Source organism: Rhodovarius lipocyclicus (assembly GCF_009900765.1).
Taxonomy (GTDB): Bacteria; Pseudomonadota; Alphaproteobacteria; order Acetobacterales; family Acetobacteraceae; genus Rhodovarius; species Rhodovarius lipocyclicus.
The window spans coordinates 20,333-33,988 of record NZ_JAAABL010000030.1; the positions used below are offsets into that span (position 1 = coordinate 20,333).

Annotated in this window: 15 protein-coding genes; 12 read left to right on the forward strand and 3 right to left on the reverse strand. The window is 70.9% G+C overall.

Going from position 1 to position 13,656, the window contains the following annotated elements:
• Nucleotides 1-57 precede the first annotated feature (57 nt).
• Entirely contained in the window at nucleotides 58-2,352 is a 2,295-nt protein-coding gene (locus GT007_RS16455; protein WP_160122745.1) for a bifunctional salicylyl-CoA 5-hydroxylase/oxidoreductase, read from the reverse strand.
• Nucleotides 2,353-2,419: 67 nt separating this feature from the next.
• On the opposite strand from GT007_RS16455, the gene GT007_RS16460 reads away from it, so the two are divergent.
• Genes GT007_RS16460 through GT007_RS16485 form a run of 6 tightly spaced genes read left to right on the forward strand, consistent with a single transcriptional unit; the run spans nucleotide 2,420 to nucleotide 7,541 of the window.
• Nucleotides 2,420-3,139 carry an SDR family NAD(P)-dependent oxidoreductase gene (locus GT007_RS16460; RefSeq protein WP_160122746.1) on the forward strand — a complete coding sequence of 240 codons (720 nt, stop codon included), beginning with the start codon at nucleotides 2,420-2,422 and terminating at the stop codon, nucleotides 3,137-3,139.
• Complete coding sequence (locus tag GT007_RS16465; protein WP_160122747.1) at nucleotides 3,136-3,588, forward strand: MarR family winged helix-turn-helix transcriptional regulator; 453 nt, start codon at nucleotides 3,136-3,138, stop codon at nucleotides 3,586-3,588. The genes GT007_RS16460 and GT007_RS16465 overlap by 4 nt, the downstream gene beginning before the upstream one ends.
• Nucleotides 3,585-4,394 (forward strand): enoyl-CoA hydratase family protein, encoded by an 810-nt coding sequence (locus GT007_RS16470; protein ID WP_160122748.1) that lies wholly within the window; start codon nucleotides 3,585-3,587, stop codon nucleotides 4,392-4,394. Before GT007_RS16465 ends, GT007_RS16470 begins: the two co-directional genes overlap by 4 nt.
• The gene (locus GT007_RS16475) at nucleotides 4,387-5,523 is read left to right on the forward strand and encodes an acyl-CoA dehydrogenase family protein (protein ID WP_160122749.1); all 1,137 of its coding nucleotides are present in this window, start codon (nucleotides 4,387-4,389) and stop codon (nucleotides 5,521-5,523) included. The genes GT007_RS16470 and GT007_RS16475 overlap by 8 nt, the downstream gene beginning before the upstream one ends.
• Complete coding sequence (locus GT007_RS16480; protein ID WP_160122750.1) at nucleotides 5,520-7,142, forward strand: AMP-binding protein; 1,623 nt, start codon at nucleotides 5,520-5,522, stop codon at nucleotides 7,140-7,142. Before GT007_RS16475 ends, GT007_RS16480 begins: the two co-directional genes overlap by 4 nt.
• A 9-nt stretch (nucleotides 7,143-7,151) precedes the next feature.
• Nucleotides 7,152-7,541 carry a RidA family protein gene (locus GT007_RS16485; RefSeq protein WP_160122751.1) on the forward strand — a complete coding sequence of 130 codons (390 nt, stop codon included), beginning with the start codon at nucleotides 7,152-7,154 and terminating at the stop codon, nucleotides 7,539-7,541.
• A gap of 4 nt (nucleotides 7,542-7,545) precedes the next feature.
• Here the strand turns inward: GT007_RS16485 and GT007_RS16490 are convergent, their stop codons facing one another.
• Nucleotides 7,546-7,848: a hypothetical protein gene (locus GT007_RS16490; protein WP_160122752.1), complete on the reverse strand. Its 303-nt coding sequence runs from the start codon at nucleotides 7,846-7,848 to the stop codon at nucleotides 7,546-7,548.
• A 40-nt stretch (nucleotides 7,849-7,888) separates the two neighbouring features.
• Between GT007_RS16490 and GT007_RS16495 the strand changes: the two genes are divergently transcribed.
• The 3 genes from GT007_RS16495 (at nucleotide 7,889) to GT007_RS16505 (ending at nucleotide 9,577) form a co-directional block, all read left to right on the forward strand.
• Nucleotides 7,889-8,278: a PH domain-containing protein gene (locus GT007_RS16495; protein ID WP_160122753.1), complete on the forward strand. Its 390-nt coding sequence runs from the start codon at nucleotides 7,889-7,891 to the stop codon at nucleotides 8,276-8,278.
• Nucleotides 8,278-8,547 (forward strand): type II toxin-antitoxin system Phd/YefM family antitoxin, encoded by a 270-nt coding sequence (locus GT007_RS16500; RefSeq protein WP_160122754.1) that lies wholly within the window; start codon nucleotides 8,278-8,280, stop codon nucleotides 8,545-8,547. The genes GT007_RS16495 and GT007_RS16500 overlap by 1 nt, the downstream gene beginning before the upstream one ends.
• 64 nt (nucleotides 8,548-8,611) lie before the next feature.
• The gene (locus GT007_RS16505) at nucleotides 8,612-9,577 is read left to right on the forward strand and encodes a Bug family tripartite tricarboxylate transporter substrate binding protein (protein ID WP_160122755.1); all 966 of its coding nucleotides are present in this window, start codon (nucleotides 8,612-8,614) and stop codon (nucleotides 9,575-9,577) included.
• 1 nt (nucleotide 9,578) lies between these two features.
• Here GT007_RS16505 and GT007_RS16510 read toward each other — a convergent pair whose 3' ends face one another.
• Entirely contained in the window at nucleotides 9,579-10,331 is a 753-nt protein-coding gene (locus tag GT007_RS16510; protein WP_160122756.1) for a hypothetical protein, read from the reverse strand.
• Between the two features lie 133 nt (nucleotides 10,332-10,464).
• Here GT007_RS16510 and GT007_RS16515 point away from each other — a divergent pair, with 133 nt between their 5' ends.
• The 3 genes from GT007_RS16515 (at nucleotide 10,465) to GT007_RS16525 (ending at nucleotide 13,492) form a co-directional block, all read left to right on the forward strand.
• Nucleotides 10,465-11,238, forward strand: a complete 774-nt coding sequence (locus GT007_RS16515; RefSeq protein WP_160122757.1) for a creatininase family protein — start codon at nucleotides 10,465-10,467, stop codon at nucleotides 11,236-11,238.
• 62 nt (nucleotides 11,239-11,300) lie between these two features.
• Entirely contained in the window at nucleotides 11,301-11,927 is a 627-nt protein-coding gene (locus GT007_RS16520) for a hypothetical protein (RefSeq protein WP_160122758.1), read from the forward strand.
• A complete protein-coding gene (locus tag GT007_RS16525; protein ID WP_160122759.1) occupies nucleotides 11,927-13,492 on the forward strand; it encodes a Na/Pi symporter in 1,566 nt (521 codons plus the stop codon). Before GT007_RS16520 ends, GT007_RS16525 begins: the two co-directional genes overlap by 1 nt.
• Nucleotides 13,493-13,656 lie beyond the last annotated feature (164 nt).

Consider the following 13,656-nt stretch of genomic DNA (forward strand, 5'->3'; position numbering starts at 1 on the left):
TTTCGGCTCCTGGCGGGAGGGGTGTGGGGAGGGCAGCGCCCTCCCCACGGGCGCCCCCTATTTCACCGGCGCATGGCTGGCGGGCCGGGCTTTCCGGCGCAGGTCCATCAGGTCCTCGCGTTCGCGCTGGGCGGTGCGGAACAGGGCGTCGCGGCCCCATTTGTATTGCTTGGGTCCTTTGACGTCGCGTGCGTTGTAGGTGGCGGCGGCTTTCAGGGTGAAGCTGGGCTCGGCCAGGTGCGGGCGGCCGAGCGCCACCAGGTCCGCCCGGCCCGCGGCCAGGATGGTGTTCACCTGGTCGGCGCTGGTGATGCTGCCCACGCACATCACGGCGATGCCGGCCTCGTTGCGGATCATGTCGGCCCAGGGCAGCTGGAACATGCGGCCGTATTGTGGGGCGGCGTCGGCGACCGTCTGGCCGGTGGAGACATCGATCAGGTCGCAGCCGGCGGCGGCGAAGGCGCGGGCGATCGCCAGCGTGTCGGCGTCGGTGATGCCGCCATCGGCCCAGTCGGTGGCTGACAGGCGCACGGACATGGGCTTCTCGGCGGGCCAGGCGGCGCGCAACGCCGAAAAAACCTCCAGCGGGAAGCGCAGGCGGTTCTCGACCGGGCCGCCATATTCGTCGGTGCGGTGGTTGGTCAGGGGCGAGAGGAAGCTGGCCAGCAGATAGCCATGGGCGCAGTGCAGCTCCAGCAGGTCGAAGCCCGCTTCGATGCCGCGCCGGGCGGCGGCCACGAAGTCGTCGCGGATGCCGTCCATATCCGCGCGGGTCAGGGTGCGCGGGGTCTGGCTGTGCGGGTAATAGGGCAGGGGGCTGGCCGAGACGATGGGCCAGGCGCCCTCCTCCAGCGGCTGGTCCATGCCGTCCCACATCAGCTTGGTGGCGCCCTTGCGCCCGGCATGGCCGAGTTGCAGGGCCATCTTCGCGCCGCTGGCATGGGCGAAGCCCACGATGCGCGTCCAGGCGGCCTGCTGTTCGTCATTCCACAGCCCGGCGCAGCCCGGGGTGATGCGCGCGGAGGGGGAGGGGCAGGTCATCTCCGTGAAGACCAGCCCGGCGCCGCCCTGGGCGCGGGCGCCGTAATGCACCAGGTGGAAGTCGCCGGGCACGCCGTCCTCGGCCGAATACATGCACATGGGTGAGACGACGACGCGGTTCGGCACCGTCATCCCGCGCAGGGTCAGTGGCTGGAACATCGGCGCGGTGCCGGGCTTGCCGCCGGATTGCTCGGCGAACAGGGCCTGCATCTCCGCCACGAAGTCCGGGGCGCGCAGCAGCAGGTTGTCCCAGGTGATGGCCTTGCTGCGCGTCATCACGCCGAAGGCGAATTGCGTGGGCGGGAAGTGCCAGAAGCGCTTCACATGCTCGAACCACACCAGCGAGACATTGGCGGCGTGCTGGATTTTCTCGACTTCCTCGCGCCGGCCGTTCTCGAAGGCATCCAGCGCGTCGGCCACGCCGGGGTGGGCCATGAAGGCCTGGTGCAGGGCGATCGCGTCCTCCATGGCCAGCTTGGTGCCGCTGCCGATGGAGAAATGCGCGCTGGCCTTGGCATCGCCCAGCAGCACCATGTTGTCCTTCACCCAGCGGCCGCAGCGCAGGGCGGGGAATTGCCGCCAATGGCTGCGGTTGATCAGCAGGCGGTGGCCTTGCAGCTCCTCGGCGAAGACGCCCTCCAGGAAGGCGGCGCTTTCGCTCTCGCTCATCCGGTCCAGCCCGGCGCGGGCCCAGGTCTCGGGGTCGGTTTCCAGCACCCAGGTGCTGGCGCCGGGTTCGTACTGATAGCAATGGGCGATGAAGATGCCGTGCGGGGTTTCGCGGAAGAAGAAGGTGAAGGCGTCGAAGGGCCGGGTGGAGCCCATCCAGGCGAAGCGGTTGGGGCGGTAGTCGATGTGGGGCTGGAAATGCTCGGCGTGGCGGGTGCGGATGGGGCTGTTGATTCCGTCCGCCACCACGACCAGGTCGGCGTCGGGGAAATCCTCGGGGGTCGCCTCGCGGCCGAAGACCAGCTCCACCCCCAGCTCCCGCGAGCGGGCCTGGAGCAGCAGCAGCAGGGTGCGGCGTGAGCAGCCGCAGAAGCCGTTGCCGCCGATGCGATGGCTCTCGCCGCGGGCGTTGATCTCGATATCGTCCCAGTAGGCGAAGCTCTCGGTGATGGCGCGGTAGCTGGGTTCGTCGGCGGCCTTGAAGGCATCCAGCGTCTGGTCGCTGAACACCACGCCGAAGCCGAAGGTGTCGTCGGGCTGGTTGCGCTCCACCACCGTGACGCGCGCCTGCGGCATGTCCCGCTGCATCAGGATGGCGAAGTAGAGGCCCGCCGGGCCGCCGCCGATGATCGCGATGCGCATGGCCATGCTCCGATGAATTGCCTGCTTGTGAGCATGACGAGAATTGTTTTAGGCTTCAAGTATGTTGATGCAGCGGACGGTATTCGTGACGGGCGGCGGGACGGGGATCGGCCTGGCCTGCGCCCACGCGCTGAAGGCGGCCGGGCACCGCGTGGTGGTGATGGGAAGGCGCGAGGCCCCGCTGGCCGAAGCGGTGGCGGCGGGTGCGGCGGATGAGTGGCTGCTGGGCGATGTGGCGGCGCCCCCCGCCCTGCCGGGCTGCGACATCCTGGTGAACGCGGCGGGCATCGCGGAAAGCGCGGCCTTTATGAAGACCGACGCCGCCATGTTCCAGCGCGCCTTCACGACCAATGTGCTGGGGGCGGCGCTGGTGACGCAGGCGGTGCTGCCGCGCATGCTGGCCCAGGGCTGGGGGCGGGTGATCCATGTGGCCTCCACCGCCGCGCTGAAGGGCTATGCCTACACCACGGCCTACACAGCCTCGAAGCACGCGCTGCTGGGGCTGGTGCGCTCCCTGGCGCAGGAGGTGGCGGCGAAGGGCGTGACCGTGAACGCCGTCTGCCCCGGCTTCACCGAAACCCCGATCCTGGCCGAGAGCATCGCCCGCATCATGGCCCGCACCGGCCGGACGGAGGCTGAGGCCCGGGCCGAACTCGCCCGCCCCAACCCGCAGGGGCGGCTGGTGCAGCCCGGGGAGGTGGCGGCCGCCGTCGCCTTCCTGGCCAGCGAGGCGGCCGGCGCCGTGCATGGCGTGGCCTTCCCCGTCGCCGGCGGAGAGGTGGGATGAAGGCCGAGCTTCGCCTGTGGCTGCGCCTGCTGACCACGACCACCACGATCGAAGCCGAGATCCGCCGCCGCCTGCGCACACAGTTCAACACCACCCTGCCGCGCTTCGATCTGCTGGCGGCGCTGGACCGCGCGCCGGACGGGCTGACACTGGGCGAGGTCTCGGCGCGGATGATGGTGACCAACGGCAATGTCACGGGCCTGGCGACCCGGCTGGAATCCGAGGGGCTGGTCGCCCGCCGTGTGGACCCGCAGGACCGCCGCGCCGTGCGCCTGACCCTGACCACCGAGGGCCAGGCCGTGTTCGACACGCAGTCGGCCGCCCATGGCAGCTGGATCAAGGAGATGTTCGCGGGGCTGGCACCGGAGGAGCGCGAGGCGCTGCACCGGCTGCTCGGCCGCGCCAAATCGGCGCTGCAAACGGCGCTGGAAGCGGAGGAAGCGCTGTGAACCTGTTGGAATACAAGGCCGAACATGTGCTGTTCGAGCTGGACGGCCCGGTGGCCCGCATCACCCTGAACCGCCCCGAGCGCAAGAACCCGCTGACCTTCGAAAGCTATGCCGAGCTGGGCCGGATGTTCCGCGCGGCGGTGCACGCGCCGGAGATCCGGGCCTTCGTCATCACCGGGGCGGGGGGGAATTTCTGCTCGGGCGGGGATGTGCATGAGATCATCGGCCCGTTGCTGGAACGCGATACCAAGGGGCTGATGCAATTCACGGCCCTGACCGGTGAGCTGGTGAAGGCCATGCGCGCCTGCCCGCAGCCGATCATCGCGGCGGTGGATGGCGTCTGTGCCGGCGCCGGGGCGATCATCGCCATGGCGTCCGACCTGCGGATCGGCACGCCCCAGGCCAAGGTGGCCTTCCTGTTCAACCGGGTGGGGCTGGCGGGCTGCGACATGGGCGCCTGCGCCATCCTGCCGCGCATCATCGGCCAGGGGCGGGCGAGCGAGCTGCTCTATCTCGGCCGGTCCATGACGGGCGAGGAAGGGCTGAGCTGGGGCTTCTTCAACAAGCTGGCGGACAGCGCCGGGCTGGCCGGGGCCGCCGCCGCCTGGGCCGCGGAGATCACGGCCGGCCCCGGCTTCGCCAATGGCATGACCAAACGCATGCTGGGGCTGGAATGGGCGATGGGCGTGGAACAGGCCATCGAATCCGAGGCCGTGGCCCAGGCCCTGTGCATGACCACCAATGATTTCCGCCGCGCCTATGAGGCCTTCGCCAACAAGCGCCGGCCAGTGTTCGAGCATGACTGACACCGGCTTCCTCGACTGGCCGTTCTTCGGGGCCCGCCACCGCGCCTGGGCGGCCGAGGTCGAGGCCTGGGCCGCCGCCCACGCCGCGCGGCTGACCGATGAGCATGACGCCGATGGCTCCACCCGGGCGCTCGCGGCCGCGATGGGCCAGGCCGGGCTGCTGCGCGCCGCCTGCCCGGCGGATGGCGGGCTGGATGTGCGCATGCTGTGCCTGGCGCGGGATATATTGGCGCGGCATTCGGGGCTGGCGGATTTCGCCTTCGCCATGCAGGGGCTGGGCACGGGCGCCATCACCCTGTTCGGCTGCGAGCCTGCGCGCGATTTCCTGGAGGACGTGCGCGCCGGCCGCGCCCTGGCCGCCTTCGCCCTGTCGGAGCCCGAGGCGGGCAGCGATGTCGCGGCCCTCGCCACCACCGCCACGCGCGATGGCGCCGATTGGGTGCTGAACGGCGAGAAGACCTGGATCAGCAATGGCGGCATCGCCGGCGGCTATGTGGTGTTCGCCCGCAGCGGCGAGGCGCCGGGCGCGAAGGGCCTGACCGCCTTCTGGGTGCCCGCCGAACTGGTGCGGGTGGTGGAACGCATCGAGGTCGCGGCCCCGCACCCGCTGGCGCGGCTGGCTTTCGACGAGGTGCGCATCCCCGACAGCCACCGCATCGGCGCGCCGGGCGAAGGCTTCAAGGTGGCGATGGCCACGCTCGATGTGTTCCGCGCCACCGTCGGCGCCGCCGCCCTCGGCTTCGCGCGCCGGGGCCTGGACCTGACTGTGGAACGGGCCCGCGGCCGCCACTTGTTCGGCGCGCCGCTGTTCGACCAGCAGATGACCCAGGCCGCGATCGCGGACAGCGCGGTGGAGGTCGATGCCTCCGCCCTGCTGGTCTATCGCGCCGCCTGGCTGAAGGACCAGGGCACGCCCCGCGTCAGCCGCGAGGCCAGCATGGCCAAGCTGCACGCCACCGAGGCCGCCTTCCGCATCGCCGACCGCTGCGCCCAGCTGCATGGGGGCCTCGGTGTGGTGCGCGACGCGGCCCCCGAGGTGCTGACGCGTGAGGTGCGCGCGCTGCGCGTCTATGAGGGCGCGTCCGAGATCCAACGCATCGTCATCGCCAGAGCGGAGGCATCCAGATGAGCTATTCCGGCCAGACTGCCGAGTTCGCCCCCAGCGCCCATCTCGACAGTTTCGCGCGCGACAACCTGCCGCCGCGCGACCAATGGCCGGAACTGCATTTCGATCTGCCGGAGCTGCGCTACCCGCTCCGCCTCAACTGCGCGACGGAGCTGCTGGACCGCAACCTGCCCGCCCGCGCCGGCCACCCCGCCATCGTCACCCCCGCCGAAACGCTGACCTACGCCCAACTGGCCGAGCGGGTGAACCGCATCGCCAATGTGCTGACCCAGCAGATGGGCATGGTCCCCGGCAACCGGGTGCTGCTGCTGAGCGCCAACAATGCCTGGATGGTCGCCGCCTATTTCGCGGTGCTGAAGGCGGGCGGCGTGGTGGTGGCCAGCATGCCGCTGCTGCGGGCCAAGGAAATCTCCCAGATGCTGGACAAGGCGGAGATCACCCACGCGCTCGCCGATGCCCGGCTGAAGACGGAGTTGCTGAAGGCCACCCCCGCCCCCCGGCAGCTTGCCTTCTGGGGAGAGGGCGAACTGGAGGCGATGTGCGCCCTGGCCAGCCCGGAATTCGAGGCCGTGGACACCGCCGCCGACGACGTGTGCCTGCTGGGCTTCACCAGCGGCACCACCGGCGTGCCCAAGGCCACCATGCACTTCCACCGCGACATGATGGCGATCTGCGATGCCTATTGCCAGCAGGTGCTGAAGCCGCAACCGGACGACATCTTCATCGGCTCCCCGCCGCTGGCCTTCACCTTCGGGCTGGGCGGGCTGGTGCTGTTTCCCTTCCGCGTCGGCGCCACAGGGGTGCTGCTGGAACGCGCCTCACCCGACGACCTGCTGCCCGCCATCGCGAAATATGGCGCGACCATCACCTTCACCGCGCCCACCGCCTATCGGGTGATGGCCGCGCACGGCACGAAGGAACAATTCGCCACCCTGCGCAAATGCGTCTCGGCCGGGGAGACCCTGCCGGTGCCGATCTTCGAGGCCTGGAAGGCCGCGACCGGGCTGGAGCTGATGGACGGCATCGGGGGGACGGAGATGCTGCACATCTTCATCGCGGCACCCGAGGGCCAGATCCGCCCCGGCGCCACCGGCATCCCGGTGCCGGGCTTCCGCGCCAAGGTGATCGACGCCGAGGGGAACGAAGTGCCGCGCGGCACCCCTGGGCGCCTGGCGGTGCAGGGGCCGACGGGCTGCCGATACCTCTGCGACGAGCGGCAGAAGGCCTATGTCCAGTATGGCTGGAACCTGACCGGGGACACCTACATCCAGGATGAGGACGGCTACTTCCACTACCAGGCGCGCAGCGACGACATGATCATCTCCTCCGGCTACAACATCGCGGGGCCGGAGGTGGAGTCGGCCCTGCTGGCCCACCCGGCCGTGCGCGAATGCGCGGTGGTGGGCACGCCGGACCCCGAGCGCGGCATGCTGGTGACGGCCCATGTGGTGCTGCACCCGGGCCATGACCCCGCCCCCGAGACGGCGAAGACCCTGCAGGACCATGTGAAGGCCTCCATCGCCCCCTACAAATACCCGCGCCTGGTGCATTTCGCCGAAAGCCTGCCGCGCACCGAAAGCGGCAAGCTGCAACGCTTTGTGCTGCGCCAACCAAAAAGCTAGGAAGCGTCCATGCTGAAAGACATCCTCCCCCCCGGCTGGCCGGTGCCGCGCGGCTATTCCAACGGTATGCTGGGGCAGGGGCGTATCCTGTGCGTCGGCGGCCAGATCGGCTGGAACGCGGAGGGCCAATTCGCCCAGGGCTTCGTGGCCCAATGCCGCCAGGCGCTGGCCAATATCCTGGCCGTGGTGCAGGCCGCGGGCGGCGGCGCGGAACATATCGCGCGGCTGACCTGGTACGTGACGGATATGGCGGAATACCGGGCCTCGCTGGCGGAACTCGGCCCGGCCTATCGCGCGGTGATGGGCAAGCACTTCCCCGCGATGGCGCTGGTGCAGGTGGTGGCGCTGGTGGAGCCGGAAGCCAAGGTGGAGATCGAGGCGACGGCGGTGCTGCCTTAGGCCTCTACCCCGGCACGCAGCGGGTCACCCCCGCCTGCGCCGTTCCATCGGGCCTGGTCCCGTCCGGGCAGGGCCTCTGGGCCCGGCTGGGCGGCGCGATGCCCCGGTCCCAGCCGATCACCTCCGGGTCGTCGCCCATGCCCCCCGCGGCCGGGGGCGCGCAGCGGCCGCCCCGGCGCGGGCTGCCGCCATTCGGGCACAGGAAGCGCCGGGCGGCCTCCAGCGCGGCCGCGCTGCGGCGCCTGTCCAGCCCTTGGGCTTGCGCCTGGGCCGGCCCCGCGCACAGCACCATTGCGAGCAGCGCCAATCCGTGGCGTCTTCCAACCCTGGCTTGAAGGTTACGCGGCATGAGCGAAGAACTGGTCCTGGAAACGCGGGAAAGCAAACGCTCCTATGGCGTGGGCGGCATCCTGCTGGCCATCCTGTTGTTGGGCCTGCCTTTTCTGGGCCGCCAGCGCATCCGCATCACCAATGAGCGCATCATCATCGAATCGGGCTTCTGGACGCGCGTGCGCGACGATGTGGAGGTGTTCCGCATCCGCGACGTGGTGGTGAAGCAGAGCCTGTGGCACCGCCTGTTCGGCATCGGTGACGTGGTCATCAAATCCATGGAAGGCCGCAGCGAGGAACAGCACGTGCTGAAGGGCGTGCCCGACCCGGTGGCGGTGTCCGAGACGATCCGCACCGCCTGGAACCAGGTGGCCCGCCCGCGCGGCCCTTCCGCCTCGCTCGACTGATGGCCCATCCCGACGATCCCCTGCGCCCCACCCGCCCCGGAGACCCGGGGGAGGGGCTGGAGAATTTCCCCCGCGCCGACATCGCCGTGATCGAGGCGAGCCAGCCCAAGCTGGTTGATGCCTGCCTGCAGGGGCCGGTGGTGCTGACGCGCCATGGCCGGGATGCCTTCGTGATGCTGCCGGTGGACCAGTTCCAGCGCCTGGCCCTGCTGGCCGAGCCCTTCCGCCTGGCCGGCCCCTTCACCATCGAGGGCGAAAAGCCCGGTTGACGCGGGCGGCCGCGCTTCGGAAGCTGTGCGCAAGCGGTGCAACAGCCGCATGAAGGAAACGCCCATGCTTCTCACCCGTGCCTTGTTCGGCGCGGCGGCCCTGGCGGCCGCTCTCTCCTTATCCCCGGCCATGGCGCAGGACCGCTCGGCGCGAATCGTCTCGGGCTTCGCGCCGGGCGGCACGGCCGACCTCGTGGCGCGTGTGGCGGCCGAGGCGGTGGCCCCGCATCTGGGCTTCCGCCCGGTGGTGGAAACCCGCACCGGTGCCTCCGGCATGCTGGCGCTGGAGATGGTGGCGCGCGGGCCCAAGGATGGCTCCATGGTCTTCCAGTGCCCGATGGGCACGTTGACCATCAACCCGGAGCTGCCGGGGGCGGTGATGTCGGTCGATCCGCGCACGGCGCTGATCCCGGTGGCCAATGTGGCGCTCTCCTCCTACGGCATGGTGACGGGTGCGCGCTCCCCCTATCAGACCGTGGCGGATGTGGTGAACGCGGCGCGCGCCCGGCCGGGGGCCGTCACCTATGCCAGTGCCGGGGTGGGCACGGCGCAGCAGCTCTCGGGCGCGCGGATGGAGGTGATGGCCAATATCTCCATGACGCATGTGCCCTATCGCGGCGCGGCACCGGGCGTGCTGGACCTGATCGCGGGGCGCGCGGACTTCATGATCACCAATCTGGGCGACGTGATGGGCCAGATCCAGGCTGGCGAGCTGCGCCTGCTGGCGCTCGCGGACCCGGTGGGCGTGCCGCAATTCCAGAACGCGCCGCGCATCGCGGACACCATTCCGGGGCTGGAGGTGGCGGGCTGGTTCGGCCTGTGCGGCCCCGCCGGCATGGCGCCCGCCGCCATCCGCCAATGGGCGGAGGCGGTGCGCCTCGGCTTGCAGAACCCCGCCCTGCGCCAGCGCCTGCTGGACAATGGGCTGACGCCGATCGTGGAGGGCCCGGAGGAATTCGCCACCCGTATGCAGCGAGACCGCGAGGCCTGGGGCGACACCATCCGCCGGGCCAATATCCGGGCGGAGTAGGTCAGGCCGCCAGGGCCACCGGCTGCAACGCGGCCGTCACCGCCGCCCGCCCCGCCACCGAGCCATCTTCCCGCCGCATGCCATCCAGGGATTGCCAGCGCAGCCATTCCATCCCGCTCGCCTCATCGAGGCGCCAGGTCAGCACCAGTTGGCGGCTGGTGCCGGCCTGGGCCTCCAGCATCGCGGCGCGGATGCAGGGCGGGCAGCGGTCCTGCGAGGGGTCGGGCCGGACGGGCCAGGCATAGCCCTGCTGCTCCGTCAGCTTGCGGGCCAGGGCGCGGATGCGGGCGGCGCGGGCGGCCTCCACCTCCTGGCGCAGGGTTTCGTGCTCGGCGGCCAGCTCGCGCAGGATGGGTTCCAGCTGGGCGCGGCGGCGCAGCGCCATGGCCCGCCATTGCGACAGCGCCTGGCCTTCCAGCCGCAGCTGCCCCTGGGCGCGGCCGGTCCAGGCCAGGGTGTCCAGCGTGCCGTCGGCGCCGGCGCGTTCCAGCCCGGCCTCGATATCGGCCAGCTCGGCCTCTCCGGCGCGCAGCAGGGCCTGGCGCTGGGCCCATTCGCGGGCGGGTTCGTCGTGGCGTTCCAGCGCGGCCTTCAGATCCTCATGCACCGGGTCCCGCCCCAGCGCCCGCGCGCGCAGGGCGGCCAGGCGGGAACGGGCCACGGCATGCAGGGTGGCGAGGTTCTGGCCGGGCATCTCGGCGCGCAGCCAGAGCTGCCCGGAGGCCGGCAGCCTTTGCCATGGGTCGATCGCCATCTAGGCTTTCCCTGTTTGGGGGCGCTGCGCGCCACGGCGACCGTGGCGGCCCACGCCTGAGCCCACGCTTCTCGTGGACAGGGGAGCGCCAATGTCGTCCATGAAACTTGCGAAAGACTGAAAGGACATCACGATGCGATGGGAAACCCTGACGGGGCCGGAACTCAAATCACTTGCCGGAGAGGACGTGCTGCCGATCCTGCCGGTGGGCAGCCTGGAACAGCATGGGCCGCACCTGCCGGTCTGGACCGACAGCTTCATCGCCCACAACATGGCGCTGCGCACGGCGGCCAAGGCCAGCACGAAATGCGTGGTGCTGCCGCCCATCTGGCTCGGCCTGTCCGAGCATCACCTGCCCTTCGGCGGCACCATCAGCAGCGACTACGCCACCTTCAACGCCATCATCCGCTCCGTGGTGCGCAGCCTGAAGGCGCTGGGCTTCCGGCGGCTGCTGATCATCAACGGCCATGGCGGCAATATCGAGCCGCTGGCGGTGTCGGTGCGCGAATGCGCGCATGAATTCGCCATGCCGGTGGTGGCCACCAGCTGGCCCCAGGCCGCCCCCGCCGAGATCGCGGCCACCCTGACCACCCAGCCCCAGGTGATGCACGCCTGCGAGGGCGAGACGAGCGTGTGGCTGGCGCTCGACGCCAGCCAGGTGCGGCAGGACCGCATCCCCGCGCCCAACAACGCGCCGCCCGCCCCGGCCGGCTATTCGCGCTTCTATTCCTTCTGGGAACGCGCCGCACCCACGGGCGTGCGCGGCGATGCCCGCGCCGCCACGGCGGAGAAGGGCGAGGCCCTGCTGGAGGCCTGCGCCACCGCCATGGCGCGCGGCGTGGACAACCCCGCGCTCTGGACGCCGCCCGACCCGGTCTGGAAGCCCGGCCGGGGCCTGGAAACGTGAAGATCTGATGACACGCCCCGGCCCGGCTTGCGTCCGGGCCGGGCCTCCCGGATGCAGACGCCATGGTGAAACCTTCCCCCAACCGCTCGCTGCTGCTGGCGGGCCTGATCATGCTAGTGCTGCTGGCCCAGGCCGGCACCGGGCTGTTCGCCCTGTGGCGCGCTGACCGCGAGCACAGCCAGGCCCGCCTGACCCTGACCGGCCTGACCGATGTGCTGGACGGCGCGCGCGATGCCGAGGTCGCCTTCAAGGTGCAGGTGCAGGAATGGAAGAACATGCTGCTGCGCGGCCATGACCCGGCCCTGCGCACCCGGCACGAAACAGCCTTCCGCGCCGAATCGGGCCGCGTGACCGAGGCCCTGCGCCGCGCCGGCCCCGATGGCGGGGTGCTGCTGGCCAACCACACCGCGGTCAACGCGGCCTATGACGCGGCGTTGGCCGGCGCGGACCTGTCGGCGATGGAGGGCGCGCGCGCCACCGACGCCCAGGTGCGCGGCGTGGACCGCGCCCTGCAACAGGCGCTGGAACAGCTGGCCCACCGGCTGGAGGCCCAGTACCGCGCCGCCAATGACGAGGCGGCCGAGGCCGCCATCCGCTCCTACCTCGATCTGCGGAACACGCTGTATGTCAGCGCGGCGATCGGCATCCTGGCCGTGCTGGGGCTGCTCGTTCCCCTGCTGCGGCGCTGATGATGGAGATGCTGGCGGGCTTGCTCGGCGGGCTTGGGCTGTTCTTCATCGGTATCCGCGCCGTGGGCCACAACATGCAGGCCATGGCGGGCCCGCGCATGCGCCGGGCGGTGGCGCGGCTGACGGGCAACCCCGTCTCCGGCGCCCTGGCCGGGGTGGCGCTGGGGGCGCTGACGCAATCCTCCAACGCTGTCACCTTCATCGCGGCCAACATGCAGGCGGGCGGGCTGATCACGGTGCGGCGGGCCCTGCCGGTGCTGGCCTGGGCCAATCTGGGCACCGCCGCCCTGGTGCTGCTGGCCACGGTGGATCTGCGCCTGGCCGCGCTGTGGATGCTGGGGGTGCTGGGCTCGGCGCAGTATTTCAACCTGGATGGCGGCGGGCGCTGGAGGCCGGCGCAGGGGGCGGGCATCGGCCTGGCCATGATGTTCCTGGGCCTCGCGCTGCTGAAGGGCGCCGCCGCCCCCCTGCGCGGCATGCCTCTGGTGGCGGAGATCCTGGCCTTCGCCGGCGACGCCATGCTGCCGCCGCTGCTGATCGGCACCATCGTCACGCTGGTGGCGCAGTCCAGCTCCACCGTCTCCATCCTCGGCATCACGCTGATGGATGCGGGGTTGCTCAGTTTTCATCAGGCGGTGGTGCTGGTCTATGGCGCCACGCTGGGCTCCGGCCTCGCGGTGCTGGCGCTGTCGGGCGGGCTGCGGGGCACGCCGCGCCAACTGGTCCTGTACCAGACCATCTTCAAGGCGGCGGGGGCGCTGCTGTTCCTGGCCCTGCACCTGGTCGAGACCTATGCCCATGTGCCGCTGGTGCTGGCCGCGCTGGAACGGCTGGCCGAACATGCCGACACCCGCATGGGCCTGCTGTTCGCCGCCATCCAGGCCGTGACGGCCCTGCTGATGCAGCCGCTGCACGGGGTGCTGCTGCGCCTGCTGGCCGCCCGCGCCCCGGAAAGCCGCGCCGAGGCGCTGTCGCGCCCTCTCTATATATACGACCGCGCCGTGGAGGACCCGGACAGCGCCCTGATGCTGGCCGCGCGCGAACAGTCCCGCCTGACCGAGCGCCTGCCCGAATTGCTGAACGGCCTGCGGGAGGACGCGGCCAAGCCGCCGCTGCCCGCCCTGCCGCTGTCGGAAACCGGCGCGAAGCTGGAAGCCAGCGTGGCGGAGTTCATGACCCAGCTGCTCGAAGCCTCACCCCACGGCGAAACGCTGACCGAGGCCGTGCGCCTGCAGGCCCGGCTGCGCCTGCTGCGGGACCTGCGCCTGGCCGTGACCGAACTGGCCGAGGCCGTGCAGGAAGCCGATGCCGCCGCCCCGCTGGCGCATCTGCTGGAAGCCCTGCACCTGCTGCTGGACCAGACGCACGAAGCGCAGGGCGAGGAAGACCACACCATGCTGCTGCGCCTGACGGAGGATCGCGGCCCGCTGATGCGGCAGATGCGCAGCCAGGCGCCGCCCTGCATCCCGCCCGAGGCGCTGCACCGCGCGACCGCCAGCTTCGAACGGGCGGTGTGGCTGGTGCGGTCGCTGGCGATGCTGGATCTGGACAGGCCGGAGGGGTGAGGGCGTTGCCCTCACACTCCCCCCCCGGGGGGAAATGACTTTCCCCCCGGGAACCCCCCATTACTTTTTGGCAGTTTTGGGTTCGTGCCGATTTCCCAGACAATTCAATAATATAAACACCAAGGACGCCGCAGCGCGGCGTCTGGCTGGGGTCCGGGGACACG